A 20,464-nucleotide genomic window follows, 5' to 3' on the forward strand; every position below is an offset into this window, starting at 1 on the left:
TTTTTCTGCCATGCTCTATATGGAAATCGGCAAGTCTGCTTTTGTAAGAAAGACAAGAAGAACGATCTGTACCAGCAGCATCAGCGGGATGCCGATGGTGAATTTCTTTTTCTTTGTTTTGTGATGGAACAGGTGCATCGCCAACAGTGCTCCTGCAGAACCGCCGGCTGCAGCCAGAGTAAGAAGCGTGGAAACGCGGATTCTCCATTTTCCATGCACAGCGTTTCGTTTGTCAATGCCATAGACTGCTATGGTAATAATATTAATGCAGATCAGGTAGAGATACAATCCTGTCTGCAGTTGAATAGGAAGATTCATCTTCAGTTCACCAGCCTTTCGGTTTTATCTTTCTTTGAAAAGAAGGCAGCGTTTTTTCTCCGCTGCCTTCTTTTCAGATTTTTTTCAGAATCATTTCTTCTCCAGAAATATTTTTCTTGTAACAAAATTGTAAACCATAACGACCGCGGTTGCGAATACTTTTGCGATCGTATAGATCAGGTTGTGACCAATGTTCTGCTGCAGTACCGCGTTTCCGCTATAGATGGGTCCTACCACAATCCAAATCAAAAAGCTGTTCAGCAGCATTCCGATCAGGGAAAGGACGACGAAGGTAATGAATTCGACTTTTTTGTTCAGGTCTTCTTTTCGTTCAAAGACAAATTTGAAACTTAAAATGTAATTGACGATGACGGACACGGTAAATCCTGCAACGGAGCCGACAAGCGACGCCATTTCAAAATAGGAACTGGAGGTCAATGCCATGATAAGGTTCAGGACAATCAATCCGATCACATAGTCAATGCCAAAGCTGATGAAGCCGACAATGCCGAATTTCACAATCTGTGCAAATAATTTCTTCATTTTTCCTCTGTTTCCTCTGTTTTTTACGATGCCATTTTGAAGCAGCATCGTATAGAGGATACCATAAAACATCAGGGTTTTCAAGTAATACAGACAGAGAAGCGGTTAGAATTCTTTTTTCTCCATCACCCTCACGCTGATTCCATAAGAAATCAGTAATGCAGCGATACCGACCGCAAAAGCTCCGATTTTTCCCGAAGTTTTTTCCAGCATATCTGAGAATGATGTAATTTTTTCAAGTGCAGCATCCCCCGCTGTTTTGTGTACAAACAAGATCACACCTGCACCCAGAAAGCAGATTCCTGCCAGAACAATTCTGGATCCTTCCGCTCCATACTTCACCTGGATTGGAATTGTCACCGCGATGGCCAGGAAAAATACGGCCAGAACGACAGGAAACATGCCTGCATTTTCCAGAAGCTGCCCTGCTGCATCTGCAACGCCGTTCACCATCAGAGAGGCAAAATACAGTGCCAAAGCAATAAGAAAAGATCCTGCTGCGCCTAGGATACAGAGCAGATATTTTTCCCGGATATACATTTTCCGGTCAACCGGCAGTGTAAACAGAAACGGAAATCCGTTGTCCATCTCGTCATACGAAATAGTTCCTGTCAGCATGATAATCATAAGAAACGGGAAATAGCCCAGAATAAAGGTATTTGTCTGCCCCAGACTGATTACTACTGCAAGGGCCAAAAAAAGGACCAGTGTTTTCCGGTTGCTTTTCAGCAGACAGAGATCTTTTTGTAATAATCCGCTCATCGTACTTCTCCTCCTGTCATCATCAAAATTAATTCATCGATCCCGGCCCGCTCGACAACAAGATCCGGGTAATTTTCTTTGTAATACTGCTGATCGCTTGTGAAGCATGCATAACCATACGCTTCCTTCCGGCATTTCAACAGATATTCCTTGTCCAGCGCCGCATACTGCTCTTCGCTTGCTTTGATGAGGCCGTACTGTTCGAGAATCACATCCGTCTCCTCGTGCAGGATCTGTTTTCCTTCGTGAATCAGGTAAATATCATCACAGAGATGCTCGAGGTCGGAAGAAATATGTGAAGTAATGAGAATCGTACGGCTCTCATCCTCCGCCGCATAGCTTCGCAGCAGATCGAGAATTTCGTTCCGTGCCTCCACATCAAGGCCGGCCGTCGGCTCATCCAGAATCAGCAGATCTGCTCTGTGAGATAAAGCAGCAAGCACGCGCAGCTTCGCTTTCATTCCAGTGGAAAATTCCCGGAGTTTTTTCTGCATGGGAAGCTGGAGTTTTCTGCACTGCTCTTCAAACCAGTTCCTGTCAAAGTTCTGATACATTTTTGCCAGAATCTTTTCCGTATCTGTAACGGTAAACAGCTCGTTAAATCCGGATTCTGCCAGGGAAACGCCGATCCACTGCTTATCCAAAGCTTTCATTTCGCTGACCGGTTTTCCAAAAATCTCAATCGTTCCGCTTTCTGCTTTTACAAGTCCCACCATCAGCTTGATTGCTGTACTTTTTCCTGCCCCGTTTTTTCCTACCAGACCGGTAATTCTTCCCTTGGGAATTTCCAGGGAAAGCTGAAAATCAAACGCGGGATACGTTTTTTTGACATTCTCCATCTTGATCATGTCGGAACCTCTCTTTCTTCTGCCCAGATCAGATTTCTTCGTCTGGGACGATACCTTTCTTTTTATTTTTCCTCCAAAAGGAGCTGTACGATTTCTGAAATTTCTTCTTTGCTCATTCCCATTGAAAGGGCGCGGTCGATGGCTTTTTCAAAATCCGCTTCCGCTTCTCTCTGCCTTGCTTCTTTTGCGAGCTGCTGGTCGGAAGCCGTTACATACGTTCCTTTTCCGTGAATAGTTGTAACGAAGCCATCCTCTTCCAGCTTATCGTACGCCTTTTTCACGGTCAGCGCACTGATCCGCAGTTCCCCGGCCAGAGAACGGACGGATGGGAGCGCTTCTCCTTCTTTTAATGCGGTATCTATAATTTCTGATTTGATCTGCTCCATGAGCTGCTCATAAATCGGCACCATGGAGGAATGGTTTAAAATAATATGCATATTGTTCTGTTTCTCCTTCACGATAAACAGTATATAACAGTCGAACACTGTTGTCAACTGTTATATACTGTTTATTTTCGAGTTTCCGATTTTTTTCCTGCCATCCGCTTCTTCCAATGACGCACTCTGTCATGCCGAATTTCTTTGTTTTCTTACGCCTTTTGCATGTTTTTCTTTCTTTTATATGGTTTTTTCCTCTGTCACACATGAAATTGATGAAATCCGGGAAATTCTTGACGGCGATCCGGAAATCGACGGCGGCGCAACGACGCTCTCCGGCGGCGATCTTGCTGTTCGGATTTTCGGACACCGTGCGCAGAAGCTGCAGCAGACGGCGGAAAAAATCAAAGCTGTGTATGAAAAACTTCTATAAAAAAGGCTGGAAAATATCCGTTTTCTGTCTGTCAAAAATCGCAGGAAAAATGTCAAAATAAAGTGTGACAACCTCCTCAGAATGTGATAAAATAGCTTTCGTTTGAAATGAATACAAAACTTATTTTTATCATTTTTGAGGAGGTTTTTCATGGAAAGAGATATGACAAAGGGCAGTCCGCTGCCGGTCATTCTGCGGTTTACGCTGCCGCTGATTATCGGAAATATTTTCCAGCAGCTCTACAACATGGCAGACACAATCATTGTCGGACGTTATGTCGGGGCGGATGCACTGGCTGCAGTTGGTTCTACGGGAACCATTATGTTCCTGGTGCTTGGCTTTGCGCAGGGCATCACAGCAGGCTTTACGGTTCTGACATCGCAACGGTTCGGCGCAAAGGATACAAATGGGGTAAAGCGAAGTGTGGCAAACGGCATTCTACTGGCTCTCCTTTTCACGGTTGTCCTGACGTTCTTCAGCATGATCTCCATGCGGTCGCTGCTGCATCTCATGAACACACCGGAAAATATCTTTCAGGACGCTTATACCTATATTATGATTATCTGCGGCGGACTGATCGCCACGATTTTTTACAATCTGCTTTCCTCCTATCTGCGTGCGGTCGGAAACAGCCAGACTCCGCTGATGTTCCTGATTTTTTCGGCTGTATTAAATGTTCTTCTGGATCTGCTTCTCATTATCCATTTTAAAATGGGCGTTGCGGGAGCCGGATATGCAACTGTTTTCTCTCAGGGAATTTCTGCCGTGCTCTGTCTTTTTTATATCTATCGCTCCATGCCGGATATGTGGCCGGAAAAACACCACTGGAAGCTTCATGCGGCAGATTCCCGTCATCAACTCTCGATGGGCATTCCGATGGCTCTCCAGTTTGCCATCACCGGATCCGGTACGATGATTATGCAGGCAGCCATTAACCTGTTCGGCTCAGAGGCGGTTGCCGCTTTTACGGCGGCCTGTAAGCTGCAGAATCTGGTCACACAGGGCTTTTCCGCAATGGGACAGACGATGGCAACCTACAGCGGGCAAAATTTCGGGAAAGGCGATATTCCGCGGATCAAAAAGGGAGTTCGCGCTGCACTTCTGACTTCCATCACCTATTCTATCGTAGCCGCTGTTCTCGTCTTCCTTCTTCTGAAGCCATGTCTTTCTCTCTTCTTCTCGGGTGATGTCGATATGGCCGCCATGATGCCGTGGGCGAAAACATACTCTTATATGTGTGCGTTTTTTTATGTACCGCTCTGCACTATTTTTATTTTCCGAAATGCAATGCAGGGTTGCGGCTACGGTTTTCTGCCGATGATGGGCGGCGTTTCTGAACTGTTTGCGCGCCTTATTGTAGCTGTGATTGCCATGAAAGTCATCAGCTATCCGCTCGCCTGTTTCTGTGACCCGGCAGCCTGGGTGACGGCAGCTGTCTTTACCGGTGTTTCGTATCTGTTCGTGATGAAGAATATCGACAAAAAGTATGGAACAAAGACACCGACAGCTCCAATCAGCTGACATTTTTCATACCAAACGCAAAACTGCGCGGAATGCACGATTTTGAAATGCATTCCACGCAGTTTTTTGTATTTACAGGGTTACGGATTCAGTTTTGCTTTCTGCAAACTTACACAGGAATGATTATACGTGAGTGTCATCGTCAGATAAACGACGCCCACGACAATGACTGCGAGAATACCGGTATGGAACACCAGATGCAGGAGCATCGTCGCACACAGCAGGATCTGAATCATCTTACCCAGCGCCATATAGGCCTTATAGGCACTCTGGTATACCATCTCTTTTTCTGCCTCATCGCAGCTTGCCATCCAGTCTTTCTGGAAGTTTTTTGAGTTCATATCGCCTCTCTTCTCCGGGTGAGCTGCCTGAACCATTTTTACATAACGCATCTGATAATAGCCATAGAGAAAGAAGCTGATACAAAACAGAACACAGGCTGCCAAGAATCCAGCGAGCTCTTTTCCCGATGCTTCTTCCAGCCAGGGACGGGAAAAGGTAAATGACAGCACGCTGAAATCGCAGACCTGCGAAATCACATTACAGTTCATCAGCATCGCGCCGTATTTCTCTTCTTCATAGCTTAAAACTTCGTACTGCTCATCCTCTGCTTCTTCGAGATGTTTCAGTATATCCTTTAACTTCCGGCTGTAAAATTCCATCAGGACAATGCTTACAACGAAAATTACCGCAATGATCGGCAGTGCCAGCGGGCGGACCAGATCGCTCAGATCACTCATGCCATTTTTCACCCCGAACGTCACAAAAATTCCGACAAAGAAACCGAAGACTCCGCCGATTCCGAGATAGATCAGCATCCGTTTCATCAGCTTTCCGTAGGAATTTGGTTTGTTCCCCTGTTTTTCTTTCATGATTCATCCTCCTCGTATTGAAAAATATCTTCTACTTTTACTTCACAGATTTTTGCAAGTTTTAACGCCAGTGTCACCGACGGCGAATAGTCTCCCCGTTCGATCAGGCTGATGGTCTGTCTCGATACCCCGGCCATTTTTCCAAGGTCGGTCTGGCTGATGCCGAGCTTCGAACGGTATTCTTTTAGCTGATTGTACAGCGGCATCGCAGCATCTCCTTTCTGTTCACGTTTCTTAGATGAGTTTTCTATTTGACAACTTTTCTTGTCATCTATTACTCTATCATTGACAACTTTATTTGTCAATCCTTTTTGACAAGTTTTTTTGTCATTTTCCGTTCCCCAGTCTTTTGCCAAAACTCGCGGTTGATTTGTGTTCCGAAATGTACTAAACTAATATTATCTATTTTCTTCCGGGCGGAAGGCCCCGGAACCCCACTCCAAGCCGCAGAAAGGACAGAATTTATGGAACAGAAAGACAGCCGGTTTGCCGTATTGATCGATGCGGACAATGTTTCCCCGAAATACATCAAATATATCCTGGACGAGGTTTCCGACCAGGGCGTTGCTACGTACAAGAGAATCTACGGGGACTGGACGGACATCTCGAAAAAAAGCTGGAAGGAACAGCTTTTACGCTACTCGATCAATCCGATCCAGCAGTACAGCAATACGAACGGAAAGAACTCGACCGACTCTGCGATGATTATCGATGCCATGGATATCCTCTACTCCGGAAATGTGGAGGGCTTCTGCCTCGTCTCCTCGGATTCCGACTTTACGAAGCTGGCACAGCGTCTGCGCGAATCGGGCATGTTTGTGCTCGGCATGGGCGAACAGAAAACGCCGTCCTCGTTCCGTGTCGCGTGTGATGCCTTTAAAATCCTCGAGGTGATCTCCCAGAATGAGGACGATATCTCCCCTGCTATCACTGCTGTTTCGGAGAGTTCGGCACGCTACGGCGTTTCGCAGGATGAGGCTCCGTCGATTACGAGCAAGGCGGAGATTGAGCGGACCGTATCACGTGTGCTGACGGAAAACAATGACCACGGAAAGAATACGACACTCAGTGAAATCGGCAGTATCTTACAGAAGAAATTTTCGGAATTTGATGTTCGAAATTACGGCTATTCAAAGCTCTCGACGTTTTTAGAGAGCATGAACGATATCGAGGTACTGAAGACCGGCCACAATTACCTTGTAAAAGAACGCCAGAACACCGTATCGCGCCAGCAGATCGAAAAGTGCATCACCGACCTGATCTGCTCAAACGGCGGCCATATCGACAATCTGAGCATCATCCACGACGCTCTGCGGAGCCGCTTCCCGGGCTTTGATGTGAAGCAGTATGGGTACAGCAGGATTTCGAGCTTTATCAACAGCTTCAAAAAATTCAAAATCACGAATAATACGGTTCAGATGAAATAAAAAGGACCCCGGAAACGCCAGTTTTCACTGATGTTTCCGGGGTCTTTCTATATAATTCGCAGCTCGGATTTACTGTTTTCCTGTGCTTCCGATTCCGCCGCGGTCTTCGCCGTTTAAATGGTCAACTTCCTCAAAGCTGATGGTCGGCTGGTGTTTCTCGATGCGGAACTGGCAGATGCGGTCATTCACATAAATCACGGTGTCGCGCAGGGCATACGCCGGCATGTAGAACCAGTCGTTCGGTCCGCAGTAGCTCTCGTCGATGATACCGCAGTGGTTCGTCTGGATAATGCCGAAGTTCTTGAAGGTGCTGCTTCTCGGCACGATATGCGCCTCATAGCCTTCCGGCAGCTGCATCGCAACGCCGAGGTGGATCAGCTTAAATTCTCCGGCCTTTAACTCTACTTCTTCTGCCGCGCGCAGGTCGATCCAGTCGGACTTTCCGTCGATATAGCGCAGGCGCTCAATTTCATCGTTTAAATACTGAATTTTAATGGTTTCCATAAAGCGTCTCCTTTTCTTTTTGCGTGACTACTTTTCGCCGAACAGTACGACTTCGCCGCGTGCTCTCGTCTTTTTCACATCAATGACTCTCTGATTCGGGCTGCCCTTCCATTCCAGGGTAACGTCCCTCTGGGCAAGAATAAAGCGACCGTCCACAACCACGTCCGTGTAATCCATCAGTTCCAGATCACAGACGGATTCCCACTCATATCCGGTGTAAACCCAGATATCTTTTTTCGGATATCTTTCCTTGATCTCTTTTGCCAGAGCCGTCACATCCGCCCGATTTGCCTCATGCAGCGGATCTCCGCCGGAGAAGGTGATGCCGGAAATGTAGTCCTTGTCCAGCTGTTCAAAAATTTCTGCCTTTGCCGCGTCATCAAACGGGATGCCGCCATTTGGATCCCAGGTAATCGGATTCTGACATCCCTTGCAGTGATGGCCGCATCCGGCGACCCAGAGCACGACGCGCAGGCCGTCTCCGTTCAGCATATCGTCTTTCGTTATATTATGGTATCTCATAGCTTTCACTCCTATTCGGACATAAGAAAACACAGAAAAACGAACCGTTTTGCAGATCCCTTTTTCTGTGTTCCCGCTCTTTATCGTCTGGCAGATCTATTTATTTTGCGTCTGCCGGAACATCCTTGATACTGAAGCTTACACGGCCCATTTTATCTTTGCCCATGCAGACTACTTTTACAACATCGCCAAGGCTGACAACGTCTTCTACTTTCTCAACACGCTGTTTTGCGAGCTTGGAGATGTGTACCAGACCTTCTTTTCCAGGTGCGAACTCAAGGAAAGCACCGAAGTCTTTGATGCTGACAACTTTTCCGGTCAGGATCTGTCCCTCGGTAAAGTCGCTTGCGATGATCTCGATATATTTCTTTGCCTGATCCATCATAGCCTGCTCGGTTCCGCAGATGGAAACTGCACCGTCGTCTGTGATGTCGATCTTTACGCCGGTCTCGTCGATGATTGCGTTGATGGTCTTTCCTCTCTGGCCGACAACTTCACCGATCTTCTGCGGGTCGATCATCATCTGGATGATCTTCGGAGCGAACTCGCCGACCGTCTTACGCGGCTCTGCGATGGCTTTCTCCATAACCTCGGTCAGGATGTACTCTCTTGCCTGTTTCGTTCTGGCAATCGCCTCTTCTACGATCTGACGGGTCAGTCCATGGATCTTGATATCCATCTGGATTGCAGTGATTCCGTCGTGGGTACCAGCTACCTTGAAGTCCATGTCGCCGAAGAAGTCTTCGAGACCCTGGATATCAGTCAGTACGAGGTAATCGTCATCGGTCTCGCCTGTTACCAGACCGCAGGAGATACCTGCAACCGGTTTTCTGATCGGTACGCCGGCAGCCATCAGAGACATGGTGGATGCACAGATACTTGCCTGGGAAGTAGAACCGTTGGACTCGAAGGTCTCGGATACGGTACGGATTGCGTATGGGAACTCTTCCTCGGTCGGAAGTACCGGAACCAGGGCACGCTCTGCCAGAGCGCCATGGCCGATCTCACGGCGTCCCGGTCCGCGGGACGGTTTTGTCTCGCCTACGGAGTAGGACGGGAAGTTGTACTGATGCATGTAACGTTTGGAGGTCTCGAACTCGTCCAGTCCGTCCAGCTTCTGAGCCTCGGAAAGCGGAGCCAGAGTTGTTACGTTGCAGATCTGAGTCTGTCCACGGGTGAACATAGCGGAACCATGAACACGCGGGATAATGTCAACCTCTGCTGCCAGAGGACGGATTTCTGTGATCGCACGGCCGTCCGGACGTTTGTGGTCTTTTAAGATCATCTTACGAACGGTCTTTTTCTGATACTGGTAAACAGCCTCGCCTAATACTGCCAGCCACTCTTCGTTGTCGGCAAATGCCTCCTCGAGTTTCTCGGTGATGACGCGGATGTTTTCTTCTCTTGTCTGTTTGTCATCGCTGAAAACAGCCTCTTCCATCTCTGCCGGAGGAACGATCTCTTTGATTGCCGCAAACAGCTCTTCCGGAATCGCGCAGCTCTCATAAGCGTGTTTCGGTTTTCCAACCTCTGCTACAATGCTGTCGATGAATTTGATGATTTCCTGGTTTACTTCGTGTGCTTTGTAGATCGCCTCGATCATTTTTGCTTCCGGAATCTCTTTTGCTCCGGCTTCAATCATGATGACTTTCTCTCTGGTGGAAGCTACGGTCAGTTTCAGGTCAGATACGGCTTTCTGTGCGAGAGTCGGGTTTACGATAAACTCGCCGTCGATCATGCCGATCTGGGTCATGGCACACGGGCCGTCAAACGGGATGTCGGAAATGCAGGTTGCGATTGCGGAACCCAGCATTGCAACTACTTCCGGATCACACTCCGGATCTACGGACATTACCATGTTGTTTAAGGTAACATCGTTACGGTAATCCTTCGGGAACAGCGGACGCATCGGACGGTCGATGACACGGCTGGTCAGAATTGCGTGCTCGCTTGCTTTTCCTTCTCTTTTGTTGAATCCGCCCGGGATTTTTCCAACGGCGTACATCTTCTCTTCGTACTCAACGCTTAATGGGAAGAAGTCGATGCCGTCACGCGGTTTCTCAGATGCGGTTGCTGTAGAAAGAACTACAGTATCGCCATAATGCATAAATGCTGCGCCGTTTGCCTGTTTTGCTACACGGCCTACGTCTACGGTCAGGGTTCTGCCTGCCAGTTCCATAGAAAAACTCTTGTACATAAATAATCTCCTTTTTTTCTTCTGAGCAGAATTTCCGAAACAACTGAAAAGCACACCGGAATACGGACAGGATGCAGCTTTTCAATGTGTTTTTCAGTGGTCTCGGATAAAATTCCTGCACCTCCAGAACCTGCCACTGGCAGCTTCTTACGGATGCAATGCAGCTCAGAATGGCTCCATGTCGTTTGCGTCTTTGATCTTACAAGCAAAGAAACGGGCGGAAAATGTATCCCGCCCGTTGTTCCAAGCTGATTATTTTCTGATTCCTAACTTCTCGATTAAAGCACGGTATCTTTCAATATCAGTTTTCTTTAAGTAGTCAAGCAGACCACGTCTCTGACCAACCATTTTCAGAAGACCTCTTCTGGAGTGATGATCTTTGTGGTGAACTTTCAGATGCTCAGTGAGCTCCTCGATTCTTGCGGTAAGAACAGCTACCTGTACTTCCGGTGATCCTGTATCTCCCTCAGTTCTTGCATACTCTTTGATGATTGCCTGTTTTTTTTCTTTCGAAATCATTTTAAATTCCTCCTGTTATTTTGATTGCACCGCTGACTAAGAAGTGGTCGGAGTGTCCTGCCTCTGAATCAGGGTCCGGGGATCTTTTTTGTCCCGCATACTCGATTAGTATAGCATACGCTTTTCGAATTGTAAATACTAAAATCAGATGTTTTCGCGATGAATTTTCACGTAGTTACAGTTCTCCGAACTGTAACTTTCACAGCTCTCATTTTAAGTTTTGCTTCGCAAAAGGAGAGCTGCTCACACCTGAATCACTTTCTTACGCAGCGAAACAGCGAGTGTTTCACTGCTGAGCGAACTTTTTTTCTACATATTTTTTTCCTGCCGCAACATCATGATCGAGCTGGTTTTTCAGCGCGTCGATCGAAGCAAATTTCTGCTCCGGGCGCAGGAATTTTAACAGAGAAACCTCCGCCTGTTTTCCATAGAGATCCTCGCTGCAGTCAAAAAGATTCGTCTCCACACCGGTAAATTTCTCCTGTACCGTCGGCTTGACGCCGATGTTCGTGATGCCGTAATAGATTTTTCCTTCGATTTTCACCTCAGAAACGTAGACGCCGAACGGCGGCAGCAGCTTTTCCGCCGGCGGGATCTGATTGATTGTCGGCACGCCGATCGTTCTGCCGAGTGCATGGCCATGGACAATCTCACCGTGAACGGCGTAATCGTAGCCGAGCAGACCGCTCACGGCTTCCATATTGCCCTGTTCCAGCTCTTCCCGTGCCCAGGTGCTGCTGATCTCGCGGCCGTTTTCCTCTGCTTTTTCGATGATCTCGGTTTCGAAACCAAGGGACGGGCCCATTTCTTTTAGCATTTCGGCTGTGCCGCTTCTCTTGTAGCCAAAACCGAAATCCTTTCCCACAACAACTTTTTTCGCGTGCAGCTTATCCACCAGAATCTCTTTGATAAAGGCTTCCGGCGTCATGTGCATCACTTCATCCACAAACGGGCATTCCACAAGGCAGTCCATGCCAAGCTGTTCGAGGCGGGCTCTTCTCTCCTCATTCGTCAGCAGCTGATGCGGCCTGACATGCTGCACTTTCGACTGCGGCGGCACGTCAAACGTAAACACAACCGTTTCCAGTCCTTCCGTTCTGCCGATTGCAAGGACACGGCGGATCAGAAGCATATGCCCCCGGTGGAGGCCGTCAAATTTTCCCAGGGTTACAACGCTGTCCCTTCTGCTGTCAAAATCCAGTGTTTTTGTTAGATATCTCATGTTCTCTCCAGAAATAACTTGACCGGTCTGGTTAAGTTTTGTGATGGTCTGTATTGATAAATGCCGACAAACGTTCCGTCATCGAGATAAAGGCGGAACTCCTCGTCTTCTGCGAAGTCCCCGCCGGAAGCAGTTTCCCCGGTTTCGCGGATCTGCGCCGGTTTCAGCGGATTTCCGTTTTCCGCAAGCTTTTTCGCATGATCGTCCGCCGTTGCAAAGCTGCGCAGCTGCGCAAACATTTCATCGACCGGTACGAGGATCTCCGAAAGGCGGCCCTCACCGACAATCGCTGCGATCTCGTCAAGCGTGTGCGCTCCGTTTCGGTCAAACTGGCCGACTCTCGCGCGGATCAGCTGCTCCATACATCCGTGGCAGCCCAGTTTTTCGCCGATATCGTGGCACAGGGTGCGGATATACGTTCCCTTCGAACACGTTACCTCCATGCGGACCAGCGGAAGCTTCACTTCCAGAATGTTGATCTCGTAAAAGTGCACCGTACGGGCCTTCCGCTCGATCTCAATGCCTTCCCGCGCCAGCTCATAGAGCTTCTTTCCATTCACCTTCAGCGCGGAATACATCGGCGGCACCTGCTGCTGCTCCCCGACAAACGAGGCGATGCAGGTGCACACCTCTTCTTCCGTCACGGTCACCGGGGCTTCTGCTGTCACGGTTCCGCTCATATCCTGTGTATCCGTTGCGATTCCAAGGTGAAGCAGTGCTTCATACGTCTTCGTCTCATCGGTCAGCATATCGCAGAGACGCGTTCCCTTTCCAAGGCAGACCGGAAGCACGCCCGTCGCATCCGGGTCGAGGGTTCCGGTGTGGCCGATTTTTTTCTGGTGCAGGATGCCGCGCAGCTTCGCAACCACGTCATGCGACGTAAATCCCGCCTCTTTCCATACGTTCAGAACTCCGTTTATCATGTTGTTTTGTCTCCCTCTTTTTCACAAGAAAACCGGGCGTGGATGTATTTTCTCGCCCGGCTGTTTCCTGTTTATGCTTCTTCCTCTGTCGTCTCTTCTTCCTCTTCTGCAAGAAGCTGTTTTTCGATATACAGAGTCAGATTGTTGATTACGTCATACGGAGAACCTGACATCGTGCAGCCAGCCGCACGGATATGGCCGCCGCCGCCGAATACGGCTGCGATTTTGCTCACATCAACCAGCTCGTCGGAGCGAAGGCTTACTTTGAAGACCTGCGGCTCCAGCTCATACAGGAAGATCGCTACGTGAACGCCTTCTGTATTTTTTAACTGGCTGACAATGCCGTCCATATCTCCCGTTGTCAGGCCATAGAAGTCCATGACCTTTTTCCGCACGATACCGACGATGCACTGCTTGTCGAGAAGCATGATGCTTTCTGTCAGCGTGCGTCCCATAATCTGGTTCTGTACGTATGTTTTCTTGAAGAATGCATCCTCGATGATTCTGGTAAACGGAACTCCCTTTTCCATCAGAGCGGCCGCAACCCGCATCGTGTGCGGAGAGGTGCTGCTGTACTGGAATACACCGGAATCGGTCACAATACCGGTGTACAGCGCCTCGGCGCACGGCTCGGAGATCTTTTCTTCCTCCAGAAGACCGAACAGCACCTCGCAGGCAGAGCTTGCATCCGGCTCGACGTGATTGATTTCGCAATATTCTGTATTCGTCACATGGTGATCGATGCAGACTGTTCTGCCCGCTTTTGCAAGAAGCGGTGCGGCAACGCCGATGCGGTCCTCGCTGGATACATCCAGAAGAACCACAAGGTCGTACGCTTTCTCTTCACAGCTTGTCTTTACCTCAGAAAAGCCCGGCAGATAGGAAAATTCCGGCCGTGGATCCTCAAGATAGACATCTGCCTGAATCTCCGGCCGATTGTCGCGAAGATACTGGTATAATCCCAGGCAGGAACCGATGCAGTCACCGTCCGGACGAACGTGTCCGGCGATGGCCATGCAGGAGACTCCGTTTAGAATTTCATCAATTTTCTTCATTTTCCTCATCCTTTTTGTCTTCTTTGTGTGTTACTTCATCAATCAGTTTCGACATCGTAACGCCATATTCAATCGACTCATCCAGGACAAAGGTCAGCTCCGGTGTATTGCGGAGGTTAATGGTCTTGGCCAGCATACGGCGGATGAAGCCCTCCGCGCTCTTTAAGCCGCGGATGGTTTCTTTCTTCGCCTCCTCATCGCCAAATACACTGATATATACTTTACACGTCTTCAGATCCGGCGCTACCTCTGCCGCTGTGACAGAGGTCATCATTCCGATGCGCGGATCCTTGATCTCGTTCCGGATGATATTGGAAAGCTCTTTCTGTACTTCCCCGTTGATCCTGGTGTTTTTAATACTGTTTTTTCTCAACTTAATTCCTCATTTCTATCTCGGCACTTCTACCATGATGTAGGCCTCGACCTGATCGAACTCCTGAAGATCGTTGAATCCTTCAAATACAAGACCGCACTCATAGCCGGAGCGCACTTCTTTGACATCGTCTTTGAAACGTTTGAGGGATGCCAGATTTCCTTCGAAGATCTGGTTTCCTTCGCGGCTGATCCGAACTTTGCAGCCTCTCTGGAACGTTCCGTCCAGTACATAGCTTCCGGCGATCGTTCCGACACCAGATGCCTTGAAGAGCTGACGTACCTCGGCATGGCCGATAACTTTCTCTTCGTAAACCGGCTCGAGCATACCCTTCATGGCTGCCTCAACATCCTCGATTGCCTGGTAGATGACACGGTACAGGCGGATGTCAACACCGTTCTGCTCTGCCATGGATTTTGCATTTACATCCGGACGTACATTAAATCCGATGATGATAGCGGAAGATGCGGTTGCCAGCATAACGTCGGACTCGTTGATCGCACCGACACCGCCGTGGATAACGCGTACGGCAACTTCCTCGTTGGAGAGTTTGACAAGACTCTGTTTTACTGCTTCGACAGATCCCTGTACGTCGGCTTTGACAACGAGTGCCAGTTCTTTTAAGTTACCCTCCTGAATCTGGTTGAACAGATCATCCAGGGACATCTTCGCTTTTGTCTCCTCAAGCAGGTTCTTCTTGTTCTCTGCCACGAAGGTTGCTGCGAAGTTCTTTGCTTCTTTATCGTTATCGGTCTGAACGAGGATCTCTCCTGCGTTCGGAACATCGGAAAGTCCGAGGATCTCAACCGGAGTAGACGGGCCTGCCTCCTTGACGCGGCGTCCCTTATCATCCATCATCGCACGGACTTTACCAGAGCATGCGCCTGCTGCGATGTAATCGCCGACATGCAGGGTACCTTTCTGTACCAGAATGGTAGCAACCGGTCCTTTTCCTTTGTCAAGCTCAGCCTCGATAACAAGACCTCTTGCTTTTCGGTTCGGGTTTGCTTTCAGCTCGAGCACTTCGGAAGTCAGAAGGATCATCTCAAGCAGATCGTCGATACCTTCATTGTTCTTTGCAGATACCGGAACAAATACGGTGCTTCCGCCCCAGTCCTCCGGAATCAGTTCGTACTCGGAGAGCTCCTGTTTTACACGCTCTACGTTTGCGCCTGGTTTATCGATCTTATTGATCGCAACGATGATCTCAACGCCGGCTGCTTTTGCATGGTTGATTGCCTCAACGGTCTGCGGCATCACACCGTCGTCTGCTGCGACAACGAGGATTGCGATATCCGTCGCATTGGCTCCACGCATACGCATAGCGGTGAATGCCTCATGTCCCGGGGTATCGAGGAACGTAATCTTCTGTTTGTTGATCGAAACGGTGTATGCACCGATGTGCTGGGTAATACCGCCAGCCTCGCGGTCGGTGACATGGGTGTTCCGGATGCAGTCCAGAAGGGATGTTTTACCGTGGTCAACGTGTCCCATAACGCAGACTACCGGCGGACGCGGAACCATGTCTTTTTCATCCTCTTCGTCCTCTTTTAAAAGCTCTTCGATCACATCTACTTTCTCTTCCGGCTCAGCGATGATGTTATAATCAAGCGCGATTTCCTGTGCTTTTTCGAAATCGATCTCATGGTTTACGGTAACCATCGTTCCTTCCATGAACAGTTTCTTTACGATGACTGCCGGCTGCATTTTCATCTTCTCAGCCAGCTCGCGGATGGTCATTTTCTCCGGCAGGGTGATCTCCTTTACCTCATCCTTCGGAGCTTCCTGTTTCGGTTTGTTGACCGGTTTCTGGAGCGCTTTCGGGAGTCTGGACTGCTGATGATGTCCCTGGTTCGGACGGTTTCCGCCTCTTCCTCTGTCTTCACTGAATTTATTTTCTCTTAAAGAATCTTTGTTTTTGTCTTTTTCTTTTCTTCCTGTATCACGGCCTGGCTTCTTGATGCCAAGGCTCATTGTATCGCCTGCAGAGCTCTTATGCTCCGTTCTGCGGCGGTCTCCTCCCGGACGGCGGTTCTGATTCTGGGAATCATCATCCTTTCCTGCGAACGGTCTTCCGCCATTATTTCCCGGTCTGCCTCCGTTTGGACGTGCGGAACGCTCACCGAATGGTCTTCCGCTTCTCTCACCGTTTCCGCTTCTTCCGCCGTTATTGCGGTCTCCGAACGGACGGTCTCCGCTACGGTTCGGGCGGTCTCCATTGTTTCCGCCGAAGCGGCGTTCTCCCTGCGGACGGTCTCCGCTGCGGTTCGGGCGGTCTCCGTTATTGTTGAAGCGGCGCTCTCCCTGCGGACGGTCTCCATTGCGGTTCGGGCGGTCTCCGTTATTGTTGAAACGGCGCTCTCCCTGCGGACGGTCTCCATTGCGGTTCGGACGATCTCCATTTCCGCCGTTTCCGTTTCCACGGTTCGGACGGTCCTCGCTTCTTCCGTTTCCATTGCGGTTTCCTTCCGGACGGCCGTTTCCGCGGGACGGACGGTCTTTTTTCTGTCCCTGGTTCTTTGTGAACTCTTTTGCTTCTTTACTTGTTGCGTTCTGCGGACGCACAACGGAAATAATTTTCTTTTTCTTCGGTTTTGCCTGCTCTTCCGGCTTCTTCATTTCCATATTTTCTGTATCTTTCTTTTCCAATGATCTTCTCTCCTCTTTCTGCGGTTTTCGTGTTTCCTGCATCCATCCACCGACCTTTCCGGCCTTACGCCTTACGCTTCTGCCAACAATGCTGCTATTTTTTCTGCAAAATGCGCTTCACATACGGCAAGGGAAGAACGGTATTCTCTTCCGATGGCTCTTCCAAGCTGCTCTTTGTCCCCAAAAAGAATGCATGGCACTTTATAGTATGCACACATATTGCGAAATTTCTTCTGTGTATTGGCCGACGCCGTTTCCGCCAGAATGACAAGGTATGCGCTGCCGCTCTTTACGGCCTGCTCGGTCGCAAATTCGCCGCTCGATACCTTACCCGCCTTCATGGCAAGGCCCAGCATGGATAATCCTTTACTTTGACTATTCAATCTTCGCAAATGCCTCCTTTAACTGCTCATAAACCTCTGATGGAATTTCTGCCTTCAGAGAACGGGAAAGTCCTTTGTTTTTCATCGCTTTTCCCAGGCATTCCAGAGAGCAGACATAAGCACCGCGTCCGTTCATTCTTCCGGTTGTGTCTGGAACAATCGTTCCTTCGGTAGTTTTCACCACGCGGATCATTTCTTTTTTGTTTTTCATTTCATTGCAGCCAATGCACTTACGCAGCGGCACTTTACGAACTGTACTCAAATGCTCATCCCGCCTTTGTTTTTATTTTAATTACTCTTCGTCTCCGGCTTCCTCTGCTGTTTCCACATCATTCTCGTCGAAGTCTTCTTCTGCAGAGATGATTTCCTCCTCTGCTGCGGACTCATCGTAATTGTTCTCTTCCTCGTATTCCTCTTCTTCTACGTAGTCGAAGTCTCCTGCCTCGCGTGCCTGGGTCTCGCTCTTGATGTCGATCTTGAATCCGGTCAGACGTGCAGCAAGTCTTGCGTTCTGTCCCTCTTTACCGATGGCAAGGGAAAGCTGATAATCCGGAACGATAACCTTTGCGGTCTTCTCATCCGGGTCTGCCATAACGGAGATAACTTTTGCCGGGCTCAGTGCGTTCTCGATCAGGAGTGCCGGGTTCTCATCCCATGTGATGATGTCGATCTTCTCTCCGTTCAGCTCATTGACAACCGCGTTGACACGGCTTCCGTTCATACCGACGCATGCGCCGACTGCATCGACGTTCGGATCGTTGGACCATACTGCCATTTTCGTACGGCTTCCTGCCTCACGGGCAATGCTCTTGATCTCTACGATGCCTTCTGCAACCTCGGAAACCTCAGACTCAAAGAGACGTTTTACGAGTTCCGGATGGGTACGGGATACCATAACTTTCGGTCCCTTGGTTGTATTCTTTACTTCCAGAACGTATACTTTCACACGCTGGGTCGGCTCAAATTTCTCGCCTTTGACCTGCTCGTTCTCGGTCAGCAGAGCGTCTACTTTTCCGAGGTTGATGCTGACGTTGCGTCCTACATAGCGCTGTACCACACCGGTAACCACATCGTGCTCTTTCTCGAAGTACTGATCAAACAGAACTTTACGCTCTTCCTCACGGATCTTCTGAAGAATCACGTTTTTGGCATTCTGGGTTGCAATACGGCCGAACTCTTTGGATTTGATCTCTACCGGAACGATATCGCCGAGCTCATAGCGGGAGTCTGCACGTTTTGCATCGGAAAGGGCGATCTCCATGATCGGATCCTGTACCAGATCAACAACGGTTTTCTCTGCTACGACTTTGAAATCACCAGTCTGGGCATTGATGCTTACCTTTACATTATCTGCTTTGCCAAAATGGTTTTTACAGGCCTGGATCAGCGACTGCTCAATTGCCTCAAGCAGGGTATCTTTGCTGATATTCTTCTCTTTCTCAAGAACTTCAAGGGCCTCCATTAATTCTGTATTCATTTTTCTCTTTTCCTCCTGTATCTGCGTCTGTTTAGAAATCAAATGCTAAACGGATCAATGCAATATCGCTTTTCTGGAAGACACGCTCTGTTCCGTCCTCCTCCTCAATGGTCACACTGTTATCATCATATGCGGTGAGTATTCCGTAAAATTCCCGGTTTCTCTCGATCGCACGGTATGTCCGGATTTCCAGCTCTTTTCCCATGCTTCTCTTGTAGTCCTTCTCTTTTTTCAACGGACGTCCAAGACCCGGAGAGCTGACCTCCATGATATAGGCGTCATCAATAAAGTCCTCTGCGTCCAGCCGGTCAGAAAATGCACGGCTGACGATTTCGCAGTCATCCACGGTGATTCCGCCTTCTTTGTCGATGTAAGCACGCAGGTACCAGGTACCGCCCTCTTTGACATACTCCACATCCACCAGTTCAAAACCATTGGCTTCTACAATCGGAGTGATCAGTTCTTCTGCCTTCTGTTCGTATTCTTCTCTTCTGCTCAAATCCTCACCACCTTTTTGATTCAGGGAAACTTCCGAAAAATTCTTTCATTTCCCTGTACACAAGAAAGAGTGGACGAAATCGTCCACTCCTTAACAGTCACTTATTAACAGTTCCACTATAGCACCTTTTCCGTGCAATTGCAAGGGTTAATTTTCAAAATATCCTTTATTTATCGCCTTTTCCGGCTTTTTTGTTCGCCGGTTCCGGGCAGATGTGGACATCGAGCTGGTTATACGGGATGGAAATTCCCGCCGCGTCAAACTCTTCTTTGATGCGCTCATTCATTTTCCATTTGACCGGCCAGTAATTTTCCGTTGCGACCCAGGCGCGCAGACCGACCGTGATCGCGCTCTCGCCCAGCTCATCTACGAAAAACTGCTGCTCCTCCGACTGAAAATGCGGCTCCTCCTCAACGAGGCGGCGCAGGATGTCCTTCGCTTTTCTGATATCGGACTCATAAGAAATGCCGACTTTGATCTCCAGCTTTCTGCGGTCCATTGCCGTCACGTTGATGATGGTGTGGTTCGTCAGATTGGCATTCGGGATCATGATGGTACGGTTGTCGATGCTGTTGATTGTCGTGTAATACATCTCAATCTTTTTGACCGTTCCCTCCTGGTCTTCGCCCGGGAAGATAATGTAGTCACCGACTTTAAATGGCTTCAGCAGCAGAATCATCACGCCGCCTGCAAAGTTCGAGAGGCCGCCCTGCAGTGCCAGGGATACGGCAACGCCGGCGGAGGCGATGGCTGCCGCGATCGACGCTTCGGATACAATGCCGAGCTGAACGATAATCGTCAGCACCAGCAGAGCGTTCAGGCTGTATTTCACCAGGGAAACGGTGAAACTGATCACCGCCTCCTCCATTTGAAAACGCCGCATGTTTTTCCGGATCAGCCCGCAGAGCCACAGGATCAGTTTCCGTGCAATCAGAAGAAGGATTACTGCAAACACGATCTTCAGCACCAGATCGGCAGCCGAGGAGACTTTGTTGATCCAGTATTCATAGACGCGTTCTGCCGCTGTCAGGTTCACCATG

General features: G+C 49.0%; 24 protein-coding genes. 3 read left to right on the top strand and 21 right to left on the bottom strand.

The window, feature by feature from the left end; translation table 11 throughout:
* Positions 1 to 15: 15 nt before the first annotated feature.
* From ACY2VW_RS02930 to ACY2VW_RS02950, 5 genes are all read right to left on the bottom strand, one after another.
* Positions 16 to 318: a DUF1294 domain-containing protein gene (locus ACY2VW_RS02930; protein ID WP_461876935.1), complete on the bottom strand. Its 303-nt coding sequence runs from the start codon at positions 316 to 318 to the stop codon at positions 16 to 18.
* A 90-nt stretch (positions 319 to 408) separates the two neighbouring features.
* A complete protein-coding gene (locus ACY2VW_RS02935) occupies positions 409 to 861 on the bottom strand; it encodes a GtrA family protein (RefSeq protein ID WP_461876936.1) in 453 nt (150 codons plus the stop codon).
* A gap of 105 nt (positions 862 to 966) precedes the next feature.
* The gene (locus ACY2VW_RS02940) at positions 967 to 1,623 is read right to left on the bottom strand and encodes an ABC-2 transporter permease (protein WP_461876937.1); all 657 of its coding nucleotides are present in this window, start codon (positions 1,621 to 1,623) and stop codon (positions 967 to 969) included.
* The gene (locus ACY2VW_RS02945) at positions 1,620 to 2,471 is read right to left on the bottom strand and encodes an ABC transporter ATP-binding protein (RefSeq protein ID WP_461876939.1); all 852 of its coding nucleotides are present in this window, start codon (positions 2,469 to 2,471) and stop codon (positions 1,620 to 1,622) included. Before ACY2VW_RS02945 ends, ACY2VW_RS02940 begins: the two co-directional genes overlap by 4 nt.
* 62 nt (positions 2,472 to 2,533) lie before the next feature.
* Complete coding sequence (locus ACY2VW_RS02950; RefSeq protein ID WP_461873327.1) at positions 2,534 to 2,908, bottom strand: GntR family transcriptional regulator; 375 nt, start codon at positions 2,906 to 2,908, stop codon at positions 2,534 to 2,536.
* 184 nt (positions 2,909 to 3,092) lie between these two features.
* On the opposite strand from ACY2VW_RS02950, the gene ACY2VW_RS02955 reads away from it, so the two are divergent.
* Together ACY2VW_RS02955 and ACY2VW_RS02960 are read left to right on the top strand one after the other, a co-directional pair.
* On the top strand, positions 3,093 to 3,281 hold the full coding sequence (locus ACY2VW_RS02955; protein WP_461876940.1) for a hypothetical protein: 189 nt from the start codon (positions 3,093 to 3,095) through the stop codon (positions 3,279 to 3,281).
* A 150-nt stretch (positions 3,282 to 3,431) separates the two neighbouring features.
* Complete coding sequence (locus tag ACY2VW_RS02960) at positions 3,432 to 4,802, top strand: MATE family efflux transporter (RefSeq protein ID WP_461876941.1); 1,371 nt, start codon at positions 3,432 to 3,434, stop codon at positions 4,800 to 4,802.
* A gap of 80 nt (positions 4,803 to 4,882) precedes the next feature.
* On the opposite strand, the gene ACY2VW_RS02965 is transcribed toward ACY2VW_RS02960, so the two are convergent.
* Positions 4,883 to 5,674 (bottom strand): DUF3169 family protein, encoded by a 792-nt coding sequence (locus ACY2VW_RS02965; RefSeq protein WP_461876943.1) that lies wholly within the window; start codon positions 5,672 to 5,674, stop codon positions 4,883 to 4,885.
* Positions 5,671 to 5,880 (bottom strand): helix-turn-helix transcriptional regulator, encoded by a 210-nt coding sequence (locus tag ACY2VW_RS02970; protein WP_461876944.1) that lies wholly within the window; start codon positions 5,878 to 5,880, stop codon positions 5,671 to 5,673. The genes ACY2VW_RS02965 and ACY2VW_RS02970 overlap by 4 nt, the downstream gene beginning before the upstream one ends.
* A gap of 258 nt (positions 5,881 to 6,138) precedes the next feature.
* Between ACY2VW_RS02970 and ACY2VW_RS02975 the strand changes: the two genes are divergently transcribed.
* Complete coding sequence (locus ACY2VW_RS02975) at positions 6,139 to 7,101, top strand: NYN domain-containing protein (RefSeq protein ID WP_195531071.1); 963 nt, start codon at positions 6,139 to 6,141, stop codon at positions 7,099 to 7,101.
* Positions 7,102 to 7,170: 69 nt separating this feature from the next.
* Here the strand turns inward: ACY2VW_RS02975 and ACY2VW_RS02980 are convergent, their stop codons facing one another.
* The 14 genes from ACY2VW_RS02980 to ACY2VW_RS03045 all read right to left on the bottom strand — a co-directional run bounded on the left by ACY2VW_RS02980 (position 7,171) and on the right by ACY2VW_RS03045 (position 20,463).
* On the bottom strand, positions 7,171 to 7,605 hold the full coding sequence (locus ACY2VW_RS02980; RefSeq protein WP_461876945.1) for a dUTP diphosphatase: 435 nt from the start codon (positions 7,603 to 7,605) through the stop codon (positions 7,171 to 7,173).
* A 27-nt stretch (positions 7,606 to 7,632) separates the two neighbouring features.
* On the bottom strand, positions 7,633 to 8,127 hold the full coding sequence (gene nrdG / locus ACY2VW_RS02985; protein WP_022462937.1) for an anaerobic ribonucleoside-triphosphate reductase activating protein: 495 nt from the start codon (positions 8,125 to 8,127) through the stop codon (positions 7,633 to 7,635).
* Positions 8,128 to 8,227: 100 nt separating this feature from the next.
* The gene (locus tag ACY2VW_RS02990; protein ID WP_461876946.1) at positions 8,228 to 10,324 is read right to left on the bottom strand and encodes a polyribonucleotide nucleotidyltransferase; all 2,097 of its coding nucleotides are present in this window, start codon (positions 10,322 to 10,324) and stop codon (positions 8,228 to 8,230) included.
* A 252-nt stretch (positions 10,325 to 10,576) separates the two neighbouring features.
* Entirely contained in the window at positions 10,577 to 10,843 is a 267-nt protein-coding gene (rpsO, locus tag ACY2VW_RS02995; RefSeq protein WP_022462935.1) for a 30S ribosomal protein S15, read from the bottom strand.
* A 286-nt stretch (positions 10,844 to 11,129) separates the two neighbouring features.
* On the bottom strand, positions 11,130 to 12,065 hold the full coding sequence (locus ACY2VW_RS03000) for a bifunctional riboflavin kinase/FAD synthetase (RefSeq protein WP_461876947.1): 936 nt from the start codon (positions 12,063 to 12,065) through the stop codon (positions 11,130 to 11,132).
* Positions 12,062 to 12,988 carry a tRNA pseudouridine(55) synthase TruB gene (gene truB / locus ACY2VW_RS03005; protein ID WP_461876948.1) on the bottom strand — a complete coding sequence of 309 codons (927 nt, stop codon included), beginning with the start codon at positions 12,986 to 12,988 and terminating at the stop codon, positions 12,062 to 12,064. Before truB ends, ACY2VW_RS03000 begins: the two co-directional genes overlap by 4 nt.
* Before the next feature lie 71 nt (positions 12,989 to 13,059).
* The gene (locus ACY2VW_RS03010; RefSeq protein ID WP_461873318.1) at positions 13,060 to 14,043 is read right to left on the bottom strand and encodes a DHH family phosphoesterase; all 984 of its coding nucleotides are present in this window, start codon (positions 14,041 to 14,043) and stop codon (positions 13,060 to 13,062) included.
* On the bottom strand, positions 14,030 to 14,416 hold the full coding sequence (gene rbfA, locus ACY2VW_RS03015) for a 30S ribosome-binding factor RbfA (RefSeq protein WP_461873317.1): 387 nt from the start codon (positions 14,414 to 14,416) through the stop codon (positions 14,030 to 14,032). The genes ACY2VW_RS03010 and rbfA overlap by 14 nt, the downstream gene beginning before the upstream one ends.
* A 15-nt stretch (positions 14,417 to 14,431) precedes the next feature.
* Complete coding sequence (gene infB, locus ACY2VW_RS03020; protein ID WP_461873359.1) at positions 14,432 to 17,041, bottom strand: translation initiation factor IF-2; 2,610 nt, start codon at positions 17,039 to 17,041, stop codon at positions 14,432 to 14,434.
* A gap of 95 nt (positions 17,042 to 17,136) precedes the next feature.
* Complete coding sequence (locus tag ACY2VW_RS03025) at positions 17,137 to 17,448, bottom strand: L7Ae/L30e/S12e/Gadd45 family ribosomal protein (protein ID WP_055221524.1); 312 nt, start codon at positions 17,446 to 17,448, stop codon at positions 17,137 to 17,139.
* A complete protein-coding gene (gene rnpM / locus ACY2VW_RS03030; protein WP_461876950.1) occupies positions 17,441 to 17,710 on the bottom strand; it encodes an RNase P modulator RnpM in 270 nt (89 codons plus the stop codon). The genes ACY2VW_RS03025 and rnpM overlap by 8 nt, the downstream gene beginning before the upstream one ends.
* Positions 17,711 to 17,740: 30 nt before the next feature.
* Positions 17,741 to 18,925, bottom strand: coding sequence for a transcription termination factor NusA (gene nusA, locus ACY2VW_RS03035; RefSeq protein WP_461876951.1), 1,185 nt, complete (start codon positions 18,923 to 18,925; stop codon positions 17,741 to 17,743).
* 31 nt (positions 18,926 to 18,956) lie between these two features.
* A complete protein-coding gene (locus ACY2VW_RS03040) occupies positions 18,957 to 19,424 on the bottom strand; it encodes a ribosome maturation factor RimP (RefSeq protein WP_118742351.1) in 468 nt (155 codons plus the stop codon).
* A 166-nt stretch (positions 19,425 to 19,590) separates the two neighbouring features.
* A complete protein-coding gene (locus ACY2VW_RS03045) occupies positions 19,591 to 20,463 on the bottom strand; it encodes a mechanosensitive ion channel family protein (protein WP_461876953.1) in 873 nt (290 codons plus the stop codon).
* Position 20,464 lies beyond the last annotated feature (1 nt).

The organism is Fusicatenibacter sp., assembly GCF_977045365.1.

Excerpts from the sequence above, each read along its gene's own strand:
- ACY2VW_RS02990 (WP_461876946.1), bottom strand. The coding sequence starts at position 10,324 with ATGTACAAGAGTTTTTCTATGGAACTGGCAGGCAGAACCCTGACCGTA.
- ACY2VW_RS02930 (WP_461876935.1), bottom strand. The coding sequence starts at position 318 with ATGAATCTTCCTATTCAACTGCAGACAGGATTGTATCTCTACCTGATC.
- ACY2VW_RS02975 (WP_195531071.1), top strand. The coding sequence starts at position 6,139 with ATGGAACAGAAAGACAGCCGGTTTGCCGTATTGATCGATGCGGACAAT.
- truB (WP_461876948.1), bottom strand. The coding sequence starts at position 12,988 with ATGATAAACGGAGTTCTGAACGTATGGAAAGAGGCGGGATTTACGTCG.
- ACY2VW_RS02935 (WP_461876936.1), bottom strand. The coding sequence starts at position 861 with ATGAAGAAATTATTTGCACAGATTGTGAAATTCGGCATTGTCGGCTTC.
- nusA (WP_461876951.1), bottom strand. The coding sequence starts at position 18,925 with ATGAATACAGAATTAATGGAGGCCCTTGAAGTTCTTGAGAAAGAGAAG.
- infB (WP_461873359.1), bottom strand. The coding sequence starts at position 17,041 with ATGGAAATGAAGAAGCCGGAAGAGCAGGCAAAACCGAAGAAAAAGAAA.
- ACY2VW_RS02955 (WP_461876940.1), top strand. The coding sequence starts at position 3,093 with ATGGTTTTTTCCTCTGTCACACATGAAATTGATGAAATCCGGGAAATT.
- ACY2VW_RS02970 (WP_461876944.1), bottom strand. The coding sequence starts at position 5,880 with ATGCCGCTGTACAATCAGCTAAAAGAATACCGTTCGAAGCTCGGCATC.
- ACY2VW_RS02940 (WP_461876937.1), bottom strand. The coding sequence starts at position 1,623 with ATGAGCGGATTATTACAAAAAGATCTCTGTCTGCTGAAAAGCAACCGG.
- rpsO (WP_022462935.1), bottom strand. The coding sequence starts at position 10,843 with ATGATTTCGAAAGAAAAAAAACAGGCAATCATCAAAGAGTATGCAAGA.
- ACY2VW_RS03045 (WP_461876953.1), bottom strand. The coding sequence starts at position 20,463 with ATGGTGAACCTGACAGCGGCAGAACGCGTCTATGAATACTGGATCAAC.
- ACY2VW_RS02980 (WP_461876945.1), bottom strand. The coding sequence starts at position 7,605 with ATGGAAACCATTAAAATTCAGTATTTAAACGATGAAATTGAGCGCCTG.
- ACY2VW_RS02960 (WP_461876941.1), top strand. The coding sequence starts at position 3,432 with ATGGAAAGAGATATGACAAAGGGCAGTCCGCTGCCGGTCATTCTGCGG.
- ACY2VW_RS02965 (WP_461876943.1), bottom strand. The coding sequence starts at position 5,674 with ATGAAAGAAAAACAGGGGAACAAACCAAATTCCTACGGAAAGCTGATG.
- ACY2VW_RS03010 (WP_461873318.1), bottom strand. The coding sequence starts at position 14,043 with ATGAAGAAAATTGATGAAATTCTAAACGGAGTCTCCTGCATGGCCATC.
- ACY2VW_RS02945 (WP_461876939.1), bottom strand. The coding sequence starts at position 2,471 with ATGATCAAGATGGAGAATGTCAAAAAAACGTATCCCGCGTTTGATTTT.
- ACY2VW_RS02950 (WP_461873327.1), bottom strand. The coding sequence starts at position 2,908 with ATGCATATTATTTTAAACCATTCCTCCATGGTGCCGATTTATGAGCAG.
- ACY2VW_RS03000 (WP_461876947.1), bottom strand. The coding sequence starts at position 12,065 with ATGAGATATCTAACAAAAACACTGGATTTTGACAGCAGAAGGGACAGC.
- nrdG (WP_022462937.1), bottom strand. The coding sequence starts at position 8,127 with ATGAGATACCATAATATAACGAAAGACGATATGCTGAACGGAGACGGC.